General features: G+C 74.1%; 18 protein-coding genes. 14 read left to right on the top strand and 4 right to left on the bottom strand.

Features of this window, described 5'->3' with window-relative positions; translation table 11 throughout:
• Positions 1 to 90 precede the first annotated feature (90 nt).
• A complete protein-coding gene (locus ABIB53_RS00400; RefSeq protein WP_354586669.1) occupies positions 91 to 2,526 on the bottom strand; it encodes a DNA gyrase/topoisomerase IV subunit A in 2,436 nt (811 codons plus the stop codon).
• 179 nt (positions 2,527 to 2,705) lie between these two features.
• Here ABIB53_RS00400 and ABIB53_RS00395 point away from each other — a divergent pair, with 179 nt between their 5' ends.
• From ABIB53_RS00395 to ABIB53_RS00370, 6 genes are read left to right on the top strand one after another with little or no spacing between them, the layout of a single operon-like run.
• Positions 2,706 to 3,239, top strand: a complete 534-nt coding sequence (locus ABIB53_RS00395; RefSeq protein WP_205473773.1) for an RNA polymerase sigma factor — start codon at positions 2,706 to 2,708, stop codon at positions 3,237 to 3,239.
• Positions 3,236 to 4,603, top strand: a complete 1,368-nt coding sequence (locus tag ABIB53_RS00390) for a sialidase family protein (protein WP_354586667.1) — start codon at positions 3,236 to 3,238, stop codon at positions 4,601 to 4,603. The genes ABIB53_RS00395 and ABIB53_RS00390 overlap by 4 nt, the downstream gene beginning before the upstream one ends.
• A 42-nt stretch (positions 4,604 to 4,645) precedes the next feature.
• The gene (locus ABIB53_RS00385) at positions 4,646 to 7,315 is read left to right on the top strand and encodes a bifunctional acetate--CoA ligase family protein/GNAT family N-acetyltransferase (RefSeq protein ID WP_354586666.1); all 2,670 of its coding nucleotides are present in this window, start codon (positions 4,646 to 4,648) and stop codon (positions 7,313 to 7,315) included.
• A gap of 49 nt (positions 7,316 to 7,364) precedes the next feature.
• Positions 7,365 to 7,961 carry a DUF5998 family protein gene (locus tag ABIB53_RS00380; RefSeq protein WP_201467142.1) on the top strand — a complete coding sequence of 199 codons (597 nt, stop codon included), beginning with the start codon at positions 7,365 to 7,367 and terminating at the stop codon, positions 7,959 to 7,961.
• Positions 7,962 to 7,963: 2 nt separating this feature from the next.
• Complete coding sequence (locus ABIB53_RS00375) at positions 7,964 to 9,112, top strand: alkaline phosphatase family protein (RefSeq protein ID WP_354586665.1); 1,149 nt, start codon at positions 7,964 to 7,966, stop codon at positions 9,110 to 9,112.
• Positions 9,113 to 9,123: 11 nt separating this feature from the next.
• Positions 9,124 to 9,798 carry a thymidine kinase gene (locus ABIB53_RS00370; protein WP_191681544.1) on the top strand — a complete coding sequence of 225 codons (675 nt, stop codon included), beginning with the start codon at positions 9,124 to 9,126 and terminating at the stop codon, positions 9,796 to 9,798.
• A 49-nt stretch (positions 9,799 to 9,847) separates the two neighbouring features.
• On the opposite strand, the gene ABIB53_RS00365 is transcribed toward ABIB53_RS00370, so the two are convergent.
• Positions 9,848 to 10,243: a hypothetical protein gene (locus ABIB53_RS00365; protein ID WP_354586664.1), complete on the bottom strand. Its 396-nt coding sequence runs from the start codon at positions 10,241 to 10,243 to the stop codon at positions 9,848 to 9,850.
• 4 nt (positions 10,244 to 10,247) lie between these two features.
• Entirely contained in the window at positions 10,248 to 11,543 is a 1,296-nt protein-coding gene (gene sepH / locus ABIB53_RS00360) for a septation protein SepH (protein WP_354586663.1), read from the bottom strand.
• Positions 11,544 to 11,637: 94 nt separating this feature from the next.
• On the opposite strand from sepH, the gene hemH reads away from it, so the two are divergent.
• The 8 genes from hemH (at position 11,638) to ABIB53_RS00320 (ending at position 16,884) form a co-directional block, all read left to right on the top strand.
• A complete protein-coding gene (hemH, locus tag ABIB53_RS00355; protein ID WP_068275384.1) occupies positions 11,638 to 12,741 on the top strand; it encodes a ferrochelatase in 1,104 nt (367 codons plus the stop codon).
• Positions 12,738 to 13,613, top strand: coding sequence for an inositol monophosphatase family protein (locus ABIB53_RS00350; protein ID WP_201467138.1), 876 nt, complete (start codon positions 12,738 to 12,740; stop codon positions 13,611 to 13,613). Before hemH ends, ABIB53_RS00350 begins: the two co-directional genes overlap by 4 nt.
• The gene (locus ABIB53_RS00345; protein ID WP_354586662.1) at positions 13,610 to 14,224 is read left to right on the top strand and encodes a maleylpyruvate isomerase N-terminal domain-containing protein; all 615 of its coding nucleotides are present in this window, start codon (positions 13,610 to 13,612) and stop codon (positions 14,222 to 14,224) included. Before ABIB53_RS00350 ends, ABIB53_RS00345 begins: the two co-directional genes overlap by 4 nt.
• 148 nt (positions 14,225 to 14,372) lie before the next feature.
• Positions 14,373 to 14,672 (top strand): DUF4193 domain-containing protein, encoded by a 300-nt coding sequence (locus ABIB53_RS00340; RefSeq protein WP_068275393.1) that lies wholly within the window; start codon positions 14,373 to 14,375, stop codon positions 14,670 to 14,672.
• Positions 14,673 to 14,674: 2 nt separating this feature from the next.
• Positions 14,675 to 15,157 carry a dUTP diphosphatase gene (gene dut, locus ABIB53_RS00335; RefSeq protein WP_123091997.1) on the top strand — a complete coding sequence of 161 codons (483 nt, stop codon included), beginning with the start codon at positions 14,675 to 14,677 and terminating at the stop codon, positions 15,155 to 15,157.
• Positions 15,144 to 15,794 (top strand): DUF3710 domain-containing protein, encoded by a 651-nt coding sequence (locus tag ABIB53_RS00330; protein WP_123091906.1) that lies wholly within the window; start codon positions 15,144 to 15,146, stop codon positions 15,792 to 15,794. Before dut ends, ABIB53_RS00330 begins: the two co-directional genes overlap by 14 nt.
• Positions 15,791 to 16,156 (top strand): OB-fold nucleic acid binding domain-containing protein, encoded by a 366-nt coding sequence (locus tag ABIB53_RS00325; protein ID WP_068275402.1) that lies wholly within the window; start codon positions 15,791 to 15,793, stop codon positions 16,154 to 16,156. The genes ABIB53_RS00330 and ABIB53_RS00325 overlap by 4 nt, the downstream gene beginning before the upstream one ends.
• Positions 16,153 to 16,884: a DUF3159 domain-containing protein gene (locus tag ABIB53_RS00320; protein ID WP_354586661.1), complete on the top strand. Its 732-nt coding sequence runs from the start codon at positions 16,153 to 16,155 to the stop codon at positions 16,882 to 16,884. The genes ABIB53_RS00325 and ABIB53_RS00320 overlap by 4 nt, the downstream gene beginning before the upstream one ends.
• 63 nt (positions 16,885 to 16,947) lie before the next feature.
• Here the strand turns inward: ABIB53_RS00320 and ABIB53_RS00315 are convergent, their stop codons facing one another.
• Positions 16,948 to 17,622 carry a potassium channel family protein gene (locus ABIB53_RS00315; protein WP_068275405.1) on the bottom strand — a complete coding sequence of 225 codons (675 nt, stop codon included), beginning with the start codon at positions 17,620 to 17,622 and terminating at the stop codon, positions 16,948 to 16,950.
• Between the last annotated feature and the right edge of the window lie 8 nt (positions 17,623 to 17,630).

Here is a 17,630-nt window from a genome sequence, read left to right as displayed (position 1 = left end):
CCACCGATCGCACGACGACGGGCCGGGGCATCTGCCCCGGCCCGTCGTCATGTCCGCCCGTCGGGCGCGGCCGTCACCAGCCCCCGGCGCTCACCAACCTCCGATGCCCCCGATGGCGCGCTGGGCAGGCGCGCCCGAGCCGTCGCGGCGGCCGTCGGCCTCGGGCAGGTCGACGGCGACGCCGTTCGACGCGCTCGCGCGCGCGTCGGCCCGACCGGCCCAGGCGAGGAGCAGCGTGTCCTCGCCGCCGCGGAAGCGGTGCGCCCGCACGCCCGCGGTCGCGCGGCCCTTGCCCGGGTACTCGGCGAAGGGGGTGACCTTGATCGCGCCCGGGTCGGTCCCGGGCAGCGCGTCGGAGGACCCGCTCACGGTGACGACGACGTTGTCACGCGCGGGGTCGACCGCCCCGAAGTGGATCACCCGAGCGCCGGACGAGAGGCGGATGCCGGCCATGCCGCCGGCGCCGCGACCCTGCGGTCGGACGGCCGAGGCGGAGAAGTGGAGCAGCTGGGCGTCGCTCGTCACGAAGACGAGCTCCTCCTCGCCGGTGCGCAGCTCGACGGCCCCGACGACCTCGTCGCCGTCCTTGAGCGACACGACCTCCCACAGCGCCCCCTTCGGCACCTCCGGGGAGACCCGCTTGACGACACCGCTCGCGGTGCCCAGAGCCAGGCCGGGGGAGTCCTCGGCGAGGGAGAGCAGCGCGAGCACCCGCTCGTCGGCGCCGAGGTCGACATAGGCGCCGACCGGCGCGCCGCCGGAGAGGGAGGGGGCGTCGTTCGTCGGGGGCAGCGTCGGCAGCTCCAGGGCGCTCACCCGGGCGACGCGACCCGCGCTCGTCACGACCCCGATCTCACCGCGGGCGGTGCTGCGCACCGCGGAGACGACGGCGTCGTGGCGCGAGCGCGAGCCCTCTCGGGACGGCTCCTGCTCGCTCGTCGTGCGGGCGAGCAGCCCGGTGCTCGACAGGAGCACCCAGCACGGGTCGTCGCTCACCTCGAGCGGGGTGCTCGTCGCCGCGGGCGCACCTGCGGACTCGAGGAGCACCGTGCGGCGCGGGGTGCCGTGCTGCTTGGCGACCTCGGCGAGCTCGGAGGACACGAGGCGGGTGAGCACGCGCTCGTCGCCGAGGATCTCCTCGAGCTCGGCGATCTGGCGGCGCAGGTCCTCCTGCTCCTGCTCGAGCTCGATCCGGGAGAACTTCGTCAGGCGGCGCAGCTGGAGGTCGAGGATGTAGCTCGCCTGGACCTCGCTGAGGTCGAAGACCTCCTGGAGGCGCTGGCGGGCCGTGCCCGCGTCGTCGCTGCCGCGGATGAGCTGGATGACCTCGTCGATGTCGAGGATCGCGACGAGCAGGCCGTCGACGAGGTGCAGGCGGTCGCGCTTCTTGCCCAGCCGGTGCTCGGTGCGGCGGCGCACGACGTCGACCCGGAAGTCGACGTAGACGGTGAGCAGCTCCTTGAGGCCCATCGTGCGGGGCGTGCCGTCGACGAGGGCGACGTTGTTGATGGAGAAGCTCTCCTCCATCGGCGTCAGCTTGTAGAGCTTCTCGAGGACGGCCTCGGGGTTGAAGCCGTTCTTGATCTCGATGACGAGCTCGAGGCCCTTCGTGCGGTCCGAGAGGTCCTTGACGTCGGCGATGCCCTCGAGCTTCTTGCCCTGGACGCCGTCCTTGATCTTCTCGATGACCTTCTCGGGGCCGACGAGGTAGGGCAGCTCGGTGACGACGATGCCCTGCCGGCGCGGCGAGACCTTCTCGACCCGCACGGTGGCCCGGGTGCGGAAGCTGCCGCGACCACGCAGGTAGGCGTCGCGGATGCCGTCGAGACCGACGATGCGCCCGCCGCCGGGCAGGTCGGGACCGGGCACGAAGCGCATGAGGTCGTCGAGCGAGCACTGCGGGTGGGTGAGCAGGTGCCGGGCCGCGCCGATGACCTCGACGAGGTTGTGAGGCGGCATCTGGGTGGCCATGCCGACGGCGATGCCGGTCGTGCCGTTGACGAGGAGGTTCGGGTAGGCCGCCGGCAGGACCTCGGGCTGGGTGAGCTGGTCGTCGTAGTTGGGGACGAAGGGGACGGTGGACTCGTCGAGGCTGGCGACCATGAGCAGCGCCGCGGGTGCCATCCGCGCCTCGGTGTAGCGCGAGGCCGCGGGGCCGTCGTCGAGCGAGCCGAAGTTGCCGTGCCCGTCGACGAGCGGCAGCCGCATGGCGAACGGCTGGGCGAGACGCACGAGGGCGTCGTAGATCGCGGTGTCGCCGTGCGGGTGGTACTTGCCCATGACCTCGCCGACGACGCGGCTGGACTTCACGTGGCCGCGCTCGGGGCGCAGCCCCATCTCGCTCATCGAGTACAGGATCCGGCGGTGCACCGGCTTGAGCCCGTCCCGGGCGTCCGGCAGCGCGCGTGCGTGGATCACCGAGACTGCGTACTCGAGGAACGCGCCGCGCATCTCGTCCGCGACGTCGATGTCGACGATCCGCTCCGGGACGGGGGGCGGCGCGGGGGTGGTGGTGCGGCGGGCCATGCGTGCGGGTGCTCCTTCGTCGGGCAGGGGAGGACCCCATCTTCGCCGATCGCACCGTCAGCCCCGTGATGACACCCCGACGGCGGGTCGCGGGGTGCCCGCCTGCGCCGCCGGGGGGACTCTGCCAAGATCACCCCGAACCACGCAGGGGGCTGCGGCGTCTCACAGGCATGACCGCCATGAGCATCGTCCTCCCGAGGAGCGAAGGGGTGACGATGGCGCGAGCCCGCACGGACGTCGATGCGGAGCTGCGGGAGGTCTACGACGCGCACTACGGGCGTCTGGCGGGCTGGACCAACCGTCTCGTCGGCGACCCCGATCTCGCCCACGACCTCGCGACGGAGGCCTTCGTCAAGCTCGTGCGCGAGTGGGGCCGGGTCGACGAGCCCAAGGCGTGGCTCTACGCGGTGACCGCCAACCTCGTGCGCGACCACTGGCGCAAGCGCGGGCGGGAGCACTCCGCCTACCTGCGTCACGAAGGGGGAGCCCCGGCCGAGGGGCGGGACGACCCCGACGTCGCGACCCAGGTCTCCGTGCGCACCGCCGTCCAGTCGCTGCCCGACCGGCTGCGCGTGGCGGTTCTGCTCTACTACTTCGCCGACCTGTCCGTCGGCTCCGTCGCCACCCAGCTCGGCAAGTCCGAGGGCGCGGTCAAGCGCGACCTCTTCGAGGCCCGCAAGTCCCTGGCTGCCATGCTGGAGGGCGCCCGATGATCCCCCGTGACGAGCACGACGACCTCGAGACGTTCGGCAGGCTGATGGACGACCCCACCCGGCGCGACGACCCCGTCGACGCCTTCTTCGCCCGTGAGCGCGAGCTCGTCGAGGAGCTCCCCGGGCACGACGTGCACCTCCAGGGGGTGCTGCGTGCCGGTCGGACCGGTCGGCGGCGCTCCACCGGCTGGCTCGTCGCCGGGGCCGCCGCCGTCGCCGCCGTGGCGACGGCCGTCGGCGTGGGGGCGCTCGGGACCGGTCAGGAGGAGCTGCGACCGGCCGGTGACCCGACGACGGTGAGCCTGCCCGAGCCGAGCGAGGCGACGACCCCGGCCCCGACCGCCTCACGCGCCGAGCCGGCCGACGGCCAGCTCCTCGCCCGCTCGGTGAGCGCCGGCGACGACCGCACCCGCGCGGTGCTCGGCGAGGCGCGGTGCAGCGCCGAGACCACCTGCCCGCTGCTGCTGCGCACGACCGACGACGGCCAGAGCTGGATCAACACCGCCGCCCTGCCCGACCTCTCCGTCGCCCCGCCCGGCGGGATCGCCGTCGAGCCCGACCAGGTGGGCATCCTGCGCTGGGCGAGCGCCGACACCGGCTACCTCGCCGGGTCGGTGCTGCGACGCACGACCGACGGCGGCACGACGTGGGCCGACATGCCCTACCCGGGGGGCACGATCGTCGCCACCGAGGTCGGCGACGGCGTCGTGCACCTCGTGAGCGCGGGGGAGTGCACCGAGCAGGGGTGCGCCGGCCCCCTTCGCGTCTACCGGGCCGGCACCGGTGACAGCAGCGCCGACGTCGTCGTCCTCGACGAGGACGTCTCGGGCATCACCGGGGCACAGCTCGTCGTGCGCGGGCCGCGCGCCTACCTCTCCGTCGGCACCGCCGACGGCAGCCGCACCTACCGGATCGGCGAGCAGGCCGAGCACCTCGAGCCGTGCGACGAGGGCGACAGCGTCCTCTTCGGCACCCCGGCCGACGGCGAGGGCCCGCTGAGCGCGCTGTGCGGCACGCCCGGGGACGACGGCGGCACCTCGATCCGGGTGCGCACCTCCACCGACGACGGGGTCACCTGGTCGCCGGCGAGCCCCTCGGTCGCCGTCGGCGGCACGGTCGCCGGGTACGCGCAGACCCAGCCCGGGACGGCGGTCGTCGTCACCCGGGGCGAGGCCGGAGGCCGGGCCCTGCGCACGACCGACGGCGGCGCGAGCTGGCGGGTGGCGAAGGCCGACTCCGTCCAGTGGTCGTGGGTCGCCGCGGGCGGGGACGACCGCGTCTACGGCCTGGCCGACGACTCCGAGGGCTTGCTCGAGAGCACCGACGGCGGCCAGTCCTGGCGGGTCGAGGTCCTCGCGCCCTGAGCGTCGCGCTCGACGGGCGAGGGGCATGGCAGGATCGGACGCATGAGCGAGGCGCTCCCACCGGGGTACCCCCATCTGGCCGAGGCTGACGTCGTGCTGCGCGATGGCACCGTCGCCCGGCTGCGACCCATCCGTCCGAGCGACGCCGAGGGCATCCACCGCTTCCACGCGGGGCAGTCCGAGGAGTCGATCTACCTGCGCTTCTTCGCGCCGATCCGGCGGCTGAGCGAGCGCGACGTCGAGCGCTTCACGAATGTCGACTACGTCGACCGGATGGCGCTCGTCGCGCTCATCCGCGACGAGATCATCGGGATCGGCCGCTACGACCGGATCGCGCCCACGAGCGCCGAGGTCGCCTTCAACATCAGCGACCACTACCAGGGCAAGGGCATCGGCTCGGTGCTCCTCGAGCACCTCGCGGCGATCGCCCAGGAGCACGACATCACCCGCTTCGAGGCGGAGGTGCTCCCGCAGAACCGCAAGATGCTCTCCGTCTTCTCCGACGCCGGCTACGAGGTGAGCCGGCGCTTCGAGGACGGCGTCGTCATGCTCCACTTCGACATCGAGCCGACCGCGCAGTCCTTGTCGGTGCGCTTCGCCCGCGAGCACCGCGCCGAGGCCGAGAGCGTGTCGGCCCTGCTCCACCCGCGCAGCATCGCCGTCGTCGGCGTGAGCCGGCGCGAGCGCGCGATCGGCCACCAGGTGATGCGTCATGTCCTCGACGGCGGCTTCACCGGCGAGGTCTACCCCGTCAACCCCGAGGCCGACCGTCTGCTCGGGGTGCCCGCCTACCCGAGCATCACCGACCTGCCCGAGGCCGTCGACCTCGCCGTCGTCGCCGTGCCGGCGAGCGCCGTGCCCGGGGTCGTCGAGGAGTGCGCGGCGAAGGGGGTCCGCGGCCTCCTCGTGATCTCCTCGGGCTTCGCGGAGGAGGGCGAGGAGGGCACGGCGCTGCAGCAGCGGGTCCTGCGCGTGGCGCGCGACAACGGCATGCGGGTCATCGGGCCGAACTCCTTCGGGATCCTCAACAACGACGAGGGGGTCCGGCTCAACGCCAGCCTCAGCCCGACGACCCCGCCCGCCGGCCACCTCGGGCTGTACTCGCAGAGCGGTGCCCTCGCGGTCGCGAACCTCGACTCGGCCGCCCGACGCAACCTCGGGGTCTCGGTCTTCGTCTCCGCGGGCAACCGCGTCGACGTCTCCGGCAACGACGTCATGCAGTACTGGGTCGACGACGACAGCACGCACGCCGTCGGTCTCTACCTCGAGTCGATGGGCAACCCGCGCAAGTTCTCCCGGATCGCCCGGGCGCTCGCGATGACCAAGCCGGTCATCGTCGTGAAGTCCCCGATGGAGGAGGTGCCGGGCCACCGGGTGCGCTCGACGACCGTGCGCCCCCACGCCTTCCGCGCGATCATGGCGCAGGCCGGTGTCATCCACGTCGAGAACGTCCACCAGATGTTCGACGCGGCCCAGCTGCTCCTGCACCAGCCGCTGCCCGAGGGCAACCGCGTGGCCATCGTCTCCAACTCCCACCAGCTCGGCACGATCAGCGCCGGCAGCGCCGCGGCGTGGGGGCTCGAGGTCACCCACGGGCCGGTGTCGGTGCGCACGGAGGCCACGCCCTCGGAGTTCCGGGCCGCGGTCGACGCCGCCTTCGCCGACGAGCAGGTCGACAGCGTCGTCGTGTCCTTCATCCCTCCGATCGGCGCCGTCGAGCACGACGTCGTCGAGGCCGTGCGCTACGCGGCGAAGCGCTCGAGCAAGCCCTGCGTCGGCAACCTCCTCGGCATGCGGGGCGTCGACACCGGGTCGCTCGTCGCCGAGGACCCCGGCGCGAGCTCGGGGGACGTGCCGCGCGAGGCGGTGCCGCTCTACGCGATGCCCGAGGACGCCATCCGCGCGCTCGGCCTGGCCACGCAGTACGGCCGGTGGCGCACGAAGGACAAGGGCGAGCCCGTCGTGCGCGACGGGGTGCGCCGCACCGCCGCCCGAGAGCTCGTCGACTCGGTGCTCGCCGAGTACCCGGAGGGGCGCGCCCTCACCGACGACGAGTCGCACGACCTGCTCGCCGCCTACGGCATCGACCTGTGGCGTCGCATCGAGGTCGCGAGCGCCGACGAGGCGGTCGCCGCCGCCGCGGAGGTCGGCCACCCGGTCGTGCTCAAGTCGCTCTCGCCCCTGGTGCGCGGGCACTCGCTGCTCGACGCCGTGCGCGTCGACCTCACCGAGCCGGAGCACGTGCGGGCGGCCTTCGAGGCGATGGACGCCCGGCTCGCCCCGCTCGACGCGAACTACTTCGTCGTCCAGCGGATGGCGCCGCAGGGCACGTCGTGCGTCCTCGGGACCGTGGAGGACCCGCTCTTCGGCCCGGTCATCTCCTTCAGCCTCGCCGGTGCGCCGACCGAGCTGCTCGACGACATCGCCTACCGCATCCCGCCGCTCACCGACGTCGACGTGCGCGAGATCGTCGACGACATCAAGCTCGCGCCCCTCCTGCACGGTCACAAGGGCGCGACCCCGGTCGACCGGGCCGCGCTCGAGGACGTCCTCGGGCGGCTGTCGCTCATGTCCGAGGACTTCGTCGAGATCGCCTCCGTCGTCCTCGACCCGGTGATGGCCCACGGCAAGGGGGCGAGCGTCCTCGGGGCCCAGATCCACCTCGCCCCGCCGCTGCGCCGCAAGGACCCCGGTCGCCGGGCGATGACCTGAGCCCTGCGGGTGGTCCGGGGTGTCGTCGCCCTGCGGCAGAATGGGGGTCATGTCCCAGGTGCCCACCGATCTCACCCGGATCGTCCTGCCGTCCTCCCTGCTCGAGGCGATCGCGCGTGCCGGGTACTACCCCGACCTCGTCGCCGACATCATCCGCGCCGCCGTCGGCGAGGAGGAGGTCATCTCCCACCTCGTGCACCAGGAGACGACCTTCGACCAGGAGTCGGTGCGCCGGCACATCACCGCGCTGGTGACGACGAGCACCCGCCTCGTCATCGCCCACGCCGACGACTTCCCCGACGACGAGACCTCGCGCGAGGACGTCGCGACCGCGACGACCGAGTGCATCCCCCTTCGCGCCGTGCGCGGGGTCATGCTCACGCACGTCGTGCCCAAGCCGAGCGAGTACGTGCCCGGGTCCCTCGGGCGCGAGCTCACCCTCACCGTCGGGTGGGGCACCGTGAGCCGGGTCGACCTGCTCCCCGCCGTGTGCGCGGACCCCTCGTGCGACGCCGACCACGGCTACGAGGGCACGATCGCCGCTGACGACATCTCGCTGCGCATCAGCGCCGAGGCCGAGGGCAGCGGCGCGCTCGACGCCGCGGTGACCTTCGCCCGGGACCTCTCGGCCCGCGTCGGCGTCTGAGCGTGCCCCCCGCCCCGGCCCTGCCGGTCGTCGGCGACGGTCTGCTCGACCGCCTGCTGCCCAGCGTCGCGACGAGCCTCGGGGTCGCCGGTCTCGCCCGCCCCGGTGACCGGGTGCTCGAGCCCGCACGGCGCGCCGTGGTCGTGCTCGTCGACGGGCTCGGCGCCGAGCTCCTCGCCCGGCGGGGCGGTCATGCTCCCTACCTGCGCGGGCTCGCCGCGGCGCCCGGCTCGCGCTCGGTGGCCTGCGGCTTCCCCTCGACGACCGCGACGTCGATGGCGACCTTCGGCACCGGACGGCTCGCCGGGGAGCACGGCCTCGTCGGCTACGAGGCGTACGACCCGGCGACCGGGCGCGCCTTCAACGAGCTGTCCTGGGAGGACGGCCCGGCCCCTCGCGCCTGGCAGCCGCACCCGACCGTCTTCGAGGCCGCGTCGGCGGCCGGTGTCGAGACGGTCCGCGTCGGCCCGGGCTTCTTCGACGGCTCCGGCCTCACCGAGGCCGCCCTGCGCGGCGGCCGCTTCGTCGCCGCCTCCAGCCTCGCGCAACGGGTCGACGCGACCCTCGCCGCGCTGCGCACCCGCCCGCGATCCCTCGTCTACCTCTACTGGGGCGACCTCGACAAGGTCGGTCACGTGCACGGCTGCAGCTCGTGGCAGTGGGGCGAGGAGCTCGAGGCGGTCGACGCCGAGCTGCGGCGGCTCGCCGCCTCGCTGCCGCCCGACTGCGCGCTGCACGTCACCGCCGACCACGGCATGGTCGACGTCGCGATGGACCGCCGTCTCGACGTCGCCCACGAGCCCGATCTCGCGGCCGGGGTGGCCGAGGTGTCCGGCGAGCCGCGCTCGGTGCAGCTGCACTGCCTGCCCGGCGCCGTCGACGACGTGCTCGCCGCGTGGCGGGAGCGGCTGGGCGAGGACGCCGTCGTCGTCACCCGCGACGAGGCCGTCTCGGCCGGGTGGTTCGGCCCCGTCGAGGAGCGCGTGCGGCCCCGGATCGGCGAGGTGGTCGCGACGATGACCGGCGAGCTCGCCGTGGGGGACTCGCGCCGTCACCGTCCCGAGCTGCTGGCGCTCGTCGGCCTGCACGGGTCGGTCACCCTCGACGAGGTCGCCGTGCCGTGGCTCTGCGCGCCGGCGCGACGGGCCTAGGCTGTCCGACCGTGGCTGAGCTCGTCTTCTTCTCCGGCACCATGGACTGCGGCAAGTCCACCCTCGCCCTCCAGATGGACCACAACCACCGCGCCCGCGGCCGCGAGGGTCTGATCTTCACCCGGCTCGACCGGGCCGGCGACTCGGTGCTGTCCTCGCGCCTCGGCCTGTCGACGGGCGCCGTCGAGGTCCACGAGGAGCTCGACTTCTGGGAGGTCGTCGTCGCTCAGCTGACGAGCGGGGGCAAGGTCGACTACCTCATCTGCGACGAGGCGCAGTTCTACTCACCGGCCCAGGTCGAGCAGCTCGCGCGCGTCGTCGACGAGCTCGACATCGAGGTCTACGCCTTCGGCATCATGGCCGACTTCCGCACCCAGCTCTTCCCGGGGTCGCAACGGCTCGTCGAGCTCGCCGACCGCACCCAGGTCCTCCAGGTCGCCGCGCTGTGCTGGTGCGGTGCCCGGGCCACCCACAACGCCCGCGTCGTCGACGGCTCGATGGTCGTCGAGGGCGAGCAGGTCGTCGTCGGTGACACGACCGACGGGACCCAGGAGGTCGAGTACGAGGTGCTCTGCCGTCGTCACCACATGCGCCGGATGAGCTCGCACGCGGCCCACGCCGCCGCGCTCTCGGCCGACGTCCTCCCCTTCGACCTCGACGCCTGCCCGGTGCCGCCGCGCGCCTGAGGGCCCCCGAGGTCGCCGCAGAGGCGGTGCCGGCCCGGGGCGGGGTCGCTCAGATCCAGACGGCGACGACGAGCCTCATGAAGCTGACGAAGCCGTAGAGGCCTCCGCCGACGAGGACGACGGCGGAGACGACCCACCACCCCCACCGCGCGACGAGCCCCGCGGTGGTGCGACTGGCGGGGGCGCGCATGAGCGCCCAGTGGCGGTTCTCCGCCAGCGGTCCGTAGCGGCCCGCCTCGTCCGGCGCGAAGGGGGCCCACGGGTCGCCGAGGGCTCGAGCGCGCAGCAGCTCGGTGAGGACCGGGCGGGAGAAGACGACGGGCACGCCGACGAGCACGAGCGCGAGGCCCAGGCTGACGACGACGAGCATGATGCGCACGCCCCAGACGAGCGCGGTGAGATCGGTCTCGAGGACAAGCGCAGCCGTCGTGGCTGCGGCGGTCACCGGGTCACTCGCCGCGCTTGGCGCCGAACATCACGTCGTCCCAGCTCGGGACGCTGGCGCGACCCTTGCGGCGACCGCCGGAGCTCTTGGGCCCGGCAGCAGGGGCCGCGGGGGCGGGCTCGGGGTCCGGGTCGGGCTCGGCCGCAGTCTCATCATCCTCCGGGGCGCTCACCTCGGCGTCTGCCTCGTCCGGACCGGCGGCCGCCGGGGCCTCGGGCTGCGGTGCCCCGGCCTCCGGGGTCTCGGGCTCCTCGTCGGCGTCCTCGCCGACCGGCTCAGTCGTCGTGTCCTCGAGGGCGCCGGCCTGCGCCGTCGCGTCGGCGGGAGGTGCCCCGCCGTCCTCGACCGGCTCGACCGGCTCGACCGGCTCGGCCGGCTCGGCCGGCTCGACGACCGGCTCGACCTCGAGCAGCTGCTCGCTCTGCTGGGGGCCGGTGGCGTCCTGCGGCTCCACGGCCTCGACCGGCTCGGCGGCCGCGGCCGCACGATCCTCGTCACGGGGGTGGACCCCCTTCGCCCCGGGCGGGAGCTCGCTCGGCAGCGGGGTGCCGGCCTCGTCGCCCTCGAGGGGGAGCGGGGGCTCGACGTGGTTCGGGCGGCGGCGGCCACGGCGGCGGCCGCGGGCCGCCTCGCGCATCGAGGCCATGAGCTCGTCGGGCTCGCGCCGCTCCTGGGCCTCGACGTCGAAGACCGCGGTCGGCCGGTGGGGGGTCGGCACGGCGCTCTCGGCGGCGTCGGCCTCGGAGAGCCAGCGCGCCTCGTCGTTGGCGGCGACGACGCTCATGCCGGCCCGGTCGAACCACCAGCGCGCGGTGCGCTCCTTGCCCCCTGCCGCGAAGGTCACGGTGACGCTCCACTGCCCCTCGGCGTCGCGCGAGGAGTCCCACAGGACGGCCTCCTCCGGCACGCCGCGCGAGGCCAGCCGCGAGGCGGCCCGGCCGCCGAGGGTCTCGTCGGACCCCGAGCCCTGGCCGCGCACGCGCACTCGCTGGGCGGCGCTCGCGACGTGCTGGCGCTCGTCGAGCACCGGCCCCTCGAAGCGGGCGATCTTCTCCATGCTCCAGCCCGTGCGGGCCGCGACCTCCTCGCTGGAGGCCCCGGCGCGGATCATCGCCTGCACCTCGCGCGGGCGCACGGTGCTGTCCATCTCGATCTGCAGCTGCCCGAGACGCGGACGGTCGCGGCGCACGGCGGCGCGCAGCTGGTCGTCGATGCGGACGCGGTACTCCTGGCCGTCGCCGTCGGCGACGACGAGGTGCTCACCGTCGCCGTGCACGCCGATCAGTCGAAGGTCTCGCATGACTGTCCTCTCAGCTCTTCGGGGGTCGGGTGCGACTCTGCCACCCCCGTCCCGTGCGGCGGGGCCACCACGCCGCGCGACTACGGTTGGCTCCATGCCGCACGACGCCATCGCCCCGTACGACGCGATCATCCTCCACTCCTTCGGCGGGCCCGAGGGGCCCGACGAGGTCCTGCCCTTCCTGCGCCGTGTCACCGGGGGCAAGGGCATCCCCGACGAGCGCCTCCGGGAGGTCGGCGCGCACTACGACCTCTTCGGCGGCCGATCGCCGATCAACGACCACGGTCGCCGTCTCGTCGCCGAGCTCACCGAGGAGCTGCGCCGCCGCGAGATCGACGTGCCGGTCCGCCTCGGCAACCGGCACAGCCCGCCCTTCACCGCCGACGTCCTCGCCGAGCTCGCCGACGAGGGCGCCCGACACGTGCTCGCGATCCGCACGAGCGCCTGGCAGTCCTACTCCTCGTGCCGCTCCTACCGCGAGGATCTCGCCGCGGCCCTCGCCGACGTGCGCGTCGACGGGCTCGACGTCGACCTCGAGTTCGTCCGCCCCTACGGCCAGCACCCCGGCTTCGCTCAGACCAACGCCGAGCTCGTCACGGCCGCCCTGCGCGAGGTGCTCGAGGACGACGAGGCGCCCGCCCTGCTCTTCGTCACCCACTCGATCCCCGAGACCATGGACATCACCTCCGGCCCCGGCGACGCCGAGGAGCGGGCCTACTCGCGCGGCCACGCCGACCTCGGCGCCGCGATCTGCGACCACGCGAGCGAGCAGCTCGGCCGGGAGATCACCGGCGAGCTGACCTTCTGCTCCCGCTCGGGCCCGCCGAGCATGCCCTGGCTCGAGCCCGACGTCGGCGACCGCATCGAGGAGCTCGCGGCCGAGGGCGTGCGGACCGTCGTCGTCGTGCCGATCGGCTTCGTCAGCGACCACATGGAGGTCATCTACGACCTCGACACCGAGGCCGCCGCGACGGCGAAGGAGCACGGCGTGCGCCTCGTGCGGGTGCCGACCGTGGGCACCCACCCCGCCTTCGTCGAGGGCCTGGCCGACCTCGCACAGGAGCGCGCGGCGATGCGCCGCGGCGAGGACGTCGAGCCGCGGGCGTGGGCAGGCCTCGTGCCGGCGGCCACGCCGTGCCGGCCGGGCTGCTGCCCGAACCTGCGCGAGGCGCTGCCCGCCGTGGGCGAGCACGCATGAGCACCGCGCCCGCGCTGCCCGAGGGCACCGATGTCCGCGCCCTCGCCGAGGTGGCCCGCGAGGTCGCCGAGGAGGCCGCGACGATGATCGTCCAGCGCCGGCCGGCCGATCTCGGTGTCGCGACGACCAAGTCCTCGCTCACCGACGTCGTCACGGTCATGGACCAGGCCAGCCAGGACCTCCTGCGCTCGCTCCTCGGCGAGCGTCGGCCGCAGGACGCCTTCGCCGGTGAGGAGGAGGGCGGGAGCGCCGGCACCTCCGGGCTCACCTGGGTCGTCGACCCCATCGACGGCACCGTCAACTACCTCTACGGCCTCGCCGCCTACGCGGTCTCCGTCGCGGTCGTCGTCGGCGACCCCTCCCGGCCGGGTGCGTGGCGACCCGTCGCGGGCGCCGTCGTCGACCCGGTCGCCGGCCGCACCTACGTCGCCGCCCTCGGCGAGGGCGCGACCGTGAGCGAAGGGGGAGGCGCGCCGCGCCCCCTTCGCGTCGCCGAGGCGGAGGGGCTGGGTCTGGCCCTGTGCGCCACGGGCTTCGGGTACGAGGCCGACCGACGCGCCTGGCAGGGGCAGGTGCTCGCCCGTCTGCTCCCGCAGGTGCGCGACATCCGCCGCCTGGGCAGCGCCGCGCTCGACCTGTGCCGGGTCGCCGACGGCACCGTCGACGTGTACTACGAGCGCGGGCTCAACCCCTGGGACCTCGCTGCCGGGTGGCTCGTCGCCACCGAGGCCGGGGCTGCGGTCACCGATCTCGACGGCGGCGACCCGAGCAGCACGATGACGCTCGCAGGCGCCCCGCGGACCCAGGCCGCCCTGCGGTCCGCCGTCCTCGAGGCGGTCGACGCCGTGGGCGAGGAGCACGACCGGTCATGAGCGAGGTCGGCGCCCGCGCCTGGTTCGAGCTCGCGAGCACGGGCGTGCTCGCGGTCGTCGACGCGATCTCGTCCGAGCAGCTCGACCGACCGGGGCTGGGGGAGTGGGACGTGCGCTCCTTGCTCGGCCACACCTCACGGGCCTTCGTCACGCTCGTCGACTACGTGGGCCGCGAGGCCGGGCCGGACGCCGAGCTCGTGGGCACCGCGGGCTACTACACCGCGGCGCGCGCGCTGCCGTCCGGTGACGCGGCCGTCGCCGAGCGCGGCCGTGCGGCCGGCCGCGCCCTCGGGGACGACCCCTGGGCGGCCGTGCACGCGGCTGCCGACCGCGCCCTGCGTGTCGTGCGCGAGAGCGCCGACGACACCCCGGCGGTCACCCCCTTCGGCACCCTCGCGCTCGCCGACTACCTGCCGACGCGGGCCCTCGAGCTCACCGTCCACGGGCTCGACCTCGCCCGGGCGACCGAGCAGGACCCGCCCCCCGGGCTCGTGGAGGCGTGTGTGCCCGCGGTCGCGCTCTGCGCGCGCATCGCGCCGGGGCAGGCCCCGCAGGTGCTGCTCGCCCTCACCGGGCGTACTGTCCTTCCTCCAGGTTTCACCCTCCTGTGAGGGCCCACGGTCTCCCCCTGCGAACCCAGGTGGCGCTCGTGCCCCCCGCTCAGGCACAATCCGCCCCGCCGGGCACAAAACTGCGGGGTCGTGCGTTGCACGACCCGACCACGATCCATCACGCGCGCTGAGGGGAATGACCACCACAATGGCAACCGACTACGACGCTCCACGCAAGACCGACGACGACATCTCCGAGGACTCCATCGAGGAGCTGAAGTCTCGACGGGCCGACCAGCAGTCGAGCAACGTCGACGTCGACGAGACCGAGGCGGCCGAGGGCTTCGAGCTGCCCGGGGCCGACCTCTCCGGTGAGGAGATGTCGGTGCGGGTCCTGCCTCGTCAGGCCGACGAGTTCACCTGCACCAGCTGCTTCCTCGTCCACCACCGCAGCCAGCTCGCCAGCGAGGGCACGTCCGGCCCGATCTGCCGGGAGTGCGCCGCCTGAGCATGGCTGCCCGACCCGAGGTCCTCGTCCGTCGGCTCCACGCCGACGCGGTGCTGCCGACGTACGCCAAGGACGGCGACGCCGGCGCGGACCTCACCAGCGTCGCCGAGGTCACCCTCGCGCCCGGCGAGCGTGCGCTCGTCCCCACCGGGGTCGCGATCGCGCTGCCGCCGGGCTGGGTGGGTCTGGTGCACCCCCGCTCCGGGCTCGCCGCCCGGCACGGGGTCTCGGTCGTCAACGCCCCCGGCACGGTCGACTCGGGGTACCGGGGAGAGATCCTCGTCAACCTCGTCAACCTCGACCGTGAGCGCGCGGTGACCCTCGCCGCCGGCGACCGCATCGCGCAGCTCGTGCTCCAGGAGGTCGGCACCGGCGACTTCGTCGAGGTCGATTCGCTCCCCGGGTCGCTCCGGGGCGAGACTGGTCACGGCTCCAGCGGGGGCTTCACCATCGAGGAAGGTCCAGGACACGATGTTCGGTCGTAAGAAGAAGGCGTCGGAGCAGGGCGACGCCCCGCAGACCCAGGACGCCGACGGCTCGACGACGGCCGACGAGACGTCGGACGGCACCGCTGTCGCGGCGGGCGAAAGCGGTCCCTTCGACCAGTCCCAGGTCGGCGAGGCCGACGGCCGCGTCGACTTCGGCGGGCTGTGGCTGCGCCCTGGCCCCGGCATGGAGCTGCGGCTCGAGGTCGACCCGACGTCCGACGCTGTCTCCGCCGTGCAGGTCGGCGTCGACGACGCCACCGTCCAGCTTCAGGCCTTCGCCGCGCCCCGCTCCAGCGGCATCTGGGACGAGATCCGCGGCGAGATCGCCGAGATGATCGAGAAGAACCGCGGCACCGTCGAGGAGGGCACCGGTCCCTTCGGCACCGAGCTGCGCACCCGGCTGCCCCAGCCCGGCGGCGACGGCCGCACCGTCTTCGCCCCCGCGATCTTCGCCGGGGTCGACGGCCCCCGGTGGTTCCTGCGTGCCGTGTACTCCGGCCGCGCCGCGGTCGACGACGCGGCCCGCGCCCGCCTCGACGACGTCGTCCGCGACCTCGTCGTCGTCCGTGGCGCCGACCCGATGGCGCCGCGCGAGATGCTCGAGCTGAAGATGCCGGCGACCGAGCAGTCATGAGCACCGTCCTGCGCCGCCTGCGCGACATCGTGCGCTCCGACGACGACCTCGTCGACGACGAGCTGCGCACGGGTGCGAAGGACCTCGGCTGCACCGCGCTCGACGAGGCCCCCGACCGCGAGGTCGTCACCGTCGCCGGCACGATCCGCAGCGTCACCCTGCGCCCGCGGGTCACGGTGCCCGCGCTCGTCGCCGAGCTCTACGACGGCACGTGCCCCGTCGACCTCGTCTGGCTGGGCCGGCGAGAGATCGGCGGCATCCGCCCCGGCACCTACGTGCGTGCCCACGGCCGGCTGTGCCAGGGGACGCGCAACCGCACGATCTACAACCCGTCCTACGACATCGTCCCCCCGCCCTCATGAGCCGCGACGCGGACGCGCCGGCCGGCACGCCCGAGGCCCTGCGCCCAGTGCCGACGACGGTCGAGGGGCTCATCCGCCAGCGTCTGTCCGACGCCCTCGGCGGCATCCGGGGCTCGCTCGAGACGACGCTGCCGATGCTCGCCTTCGTCATCTCCTGGTCGATCACGCAGGACCGCATGATCTCCCTCGGTGCCGCCGGGGTGCTCGTCGTCGTCCTGCTGCTCGCCCGTCTGGCCTCGCGCTCGAGCGTGCAGTTCGTCGTCTCCGGCGTCTTCGCCGCGGCGATCGCCGCCTTCTTCGCGCTGCGCTCCGGCAACGCCGAGGACGCCTTCCTGCCCGGGATCCTCACGAGCCTGGCCTACGGCGTCGCGGCGGCCCTGTCGGTCGTGCTGCGCTGGCCCCTCGTCGGCCTGATGATCGGCGCCACCGACCCGGCGGCTCGCGAGGGCGACTTCACCCGCTGGCGGCGCAACCCCGCCGCCGTGCGGGTGTGCAGCCGGCTCACCCTCGTGCTCGTCGCGGTCTACGCGATCCGCGTCGCGATCATGGGTCCGCTCTACCTCGCCGAGAACGTCGCGGGTCTCACCGTGAGCAAGGTCGTCCTCGGCTGGCCGCTGTGGGCGGCCGCCGTCGCCCTCATGGGCGCGATGCTCCTGCGGGGCCAGACCCCGATCGAGCCCGGCGACGAGCTCCTCCAGGAGCCGGCCGGCCCGTACCCGCCGCGCTGAGCGCTCCGGCGGCCCCGGTGCTCGGGGAGTCGGGGGGTCGAGAGGGCGTGACGCCCCGGTCGGTCAGGCGGTCGCGCCGCGCCGCGGGCTCATCATGTGCGCCAGCTGGGGCTCGGCCTCGGCCGTGGTGAGGAAGAGCAGCTCGTCGAGCGCCTCGAGGGCGTCGTCGACCGAGGGGTGGATCGGGCGGGCGTCGCGGATGATCCCGGTGAGGACGGTGTCGACGGGGAAGGTGATGTCGCCGACTCGGCGCCCGACATAGGGGTTGTCCGCGGGCAGGGTGATCTCGACCATCGTCGCGCTGCCCTGCTGGAACTCGAAGATCCGCACGAGGTCGCCGACGCTCACGGCCTCCTCGACGAGTGCGGTCATGATGCGCGGGGTCGACACGGCGACGTCGACGCCCCACGACTCGTCGAACATCCACTCGTTCTTGGGGTTGTTGACCCGGCCCACGGTGCGCGGCACGCCGAACTCGGTCTTGGCGAGCAGCGAGACGACGAGGTTGACCTTGTCGTCGCCCGTGGCGGCGACGACGACGTCGCAGTCGGCCAGGCCCGCCTCGAGCAGCGTGGAGATCTCGCACGCGTCGCCGGCCAGCCAGCTGGCCTCGGGCAGCTTGGCCACCCGGGCCTCGTCGGCGTGCTTGTCGACGAGGAGGATCTCGTGCTCGTTGTCGAGCAGCTCACGGGCGATGGAGCGGCCCACGCTGCCGGCCCCGGCGATGACGACTCGCATGGTGTCCT

The sequence above is a fragment of the Janibacter sp. UYMM211 genome, from assembly GCF_040547045.1.
In the GTDB taxonomy this organism is placed as follows: Bacteria; Actinomycetota; Actinomycetes; order Actinomycetales; family Dermatophilaceae; genus Marihabitans; species Marihabitans melonis.
The sequence above is the reverse complement of the archived record's forward strand: the minus strand, read 5'-3'. Positions and strand labels throughout refer to the sequence as shown.

What these genes read in the sequence shown, in the direction of transcription:
- ABIB53_RS00330 (WP_123091906.1), top strand. Translation starts at nt 15,144, where the DNA reads ATGTTCGGTCGTAAGAAGAAGGCGTCGGAGCAGGGCGACGCCCCGCAG.
- hemH (WP_068275384.1), top strand. Translation starts at nt 11,638, where the DNA reads ATGCCGCACGACGCCATCGCCCCGTACGACGCGATCATCCTCCACTCC.
- sepH (WP_354586663.1), bottom strand. Translation starts at nt 11,543, where the DNA reads ATGCGAGACCTTCGACTGATCGGCGTGCACGGCGACGGTGAGCACCTC.
- ABIB53_RS00395 (WP_205473773.1), top strand. Translation starts at nt 2,706, where the DNA reads ATGAGCATCGTCCTCCCGAGGAGCGAAGGGGTGACGATGGCGCGAGCC.
- ABIB53_RS00325 (WP_068275402.1), top strand. Translation starts at nt 15,791, where the DNA reads ATGAGCACCGTCCTGCGCCGCCTGCGCGACATCGTGCGCTCCGACGAC.
- ABIB53_RS00350 (WP_201467138.1), top strand. Translation starts at nt 12,738, where the DNA reads ATGAGCACCGCGCCCGCGCTGCCCGAGGGCACCGATGTCCGCGCCCTC.
- ABIB53_RS00340 (WP_068275393.1), top strand. Translation starts at nt 14,373, where the DNA reads ATGGCAACCGACTACGACGCTCCACGCAAGACCGACGACGACATCTCC.
- ABIB53_RS00400 (WP_354586669.1), bottom strand. Translation starts at nt 2,526, where the DNA reads ATGGCCCGCCGCACCACCACCCCCGCGCCGCCCCCCGTCCCGGAGCGG.
- ABIB53_RS00385 (WP_354586666.1), top strand. Translation starts at nt 4,646, where the DNA reads ATGAGCGAGGCGCTCCCACCGGGGTACCCCCATCTGGCCGAGGCTGAC.
- ABIB53_RS00315 (WP_068275405.1), bottom strand. Translation starts at nt 17,622, where the DNA reads ATGCGAGTCGTCATCGCCGGGGCCGGCAGCGTGGGCCGCTCCATCGCC.
- ABIB53_RS00380 (WP_201467142.1), top strand. Translation starts at nt 7,365, where the DNA reads ATGTCCCAGGTGCCCACCGATCTCACCCGGATCGTCCTGCCGTCCTCC.
- ABIB53_RS00345 (WP_354586662.1), top strand. Translation starts at nt 13,610, where the DNA reads ATGAGCGAGGTCGGCGCCCGCGCCTGGTTCGAGCTCGCGAGCACGGGC.
- ABIB53_RS00390 (WP_354586667.1), top strand. Translation starts at nt 3,236, where the DNA reads ATGATCCCCCGTGACGAGCACGACGACCTCGAGACGTTCGGCAGGCTG.
- ABIB53_RS00320 (WP_354586661.1), top strand. Translation starts at nt 16,153, where the DNA reads ATGAGCCGCGACGCGGACGCGCCGGCCGGCACGCCCGAGGCCCTGCGC.
- dut (WP_123091997.1), top strand. Translation starts at nt 14,675, where the DNA reads ATGGCTGCCCGACCCGAGGTCCTCGTCCGTCGGCTCCACGCCGACGCG.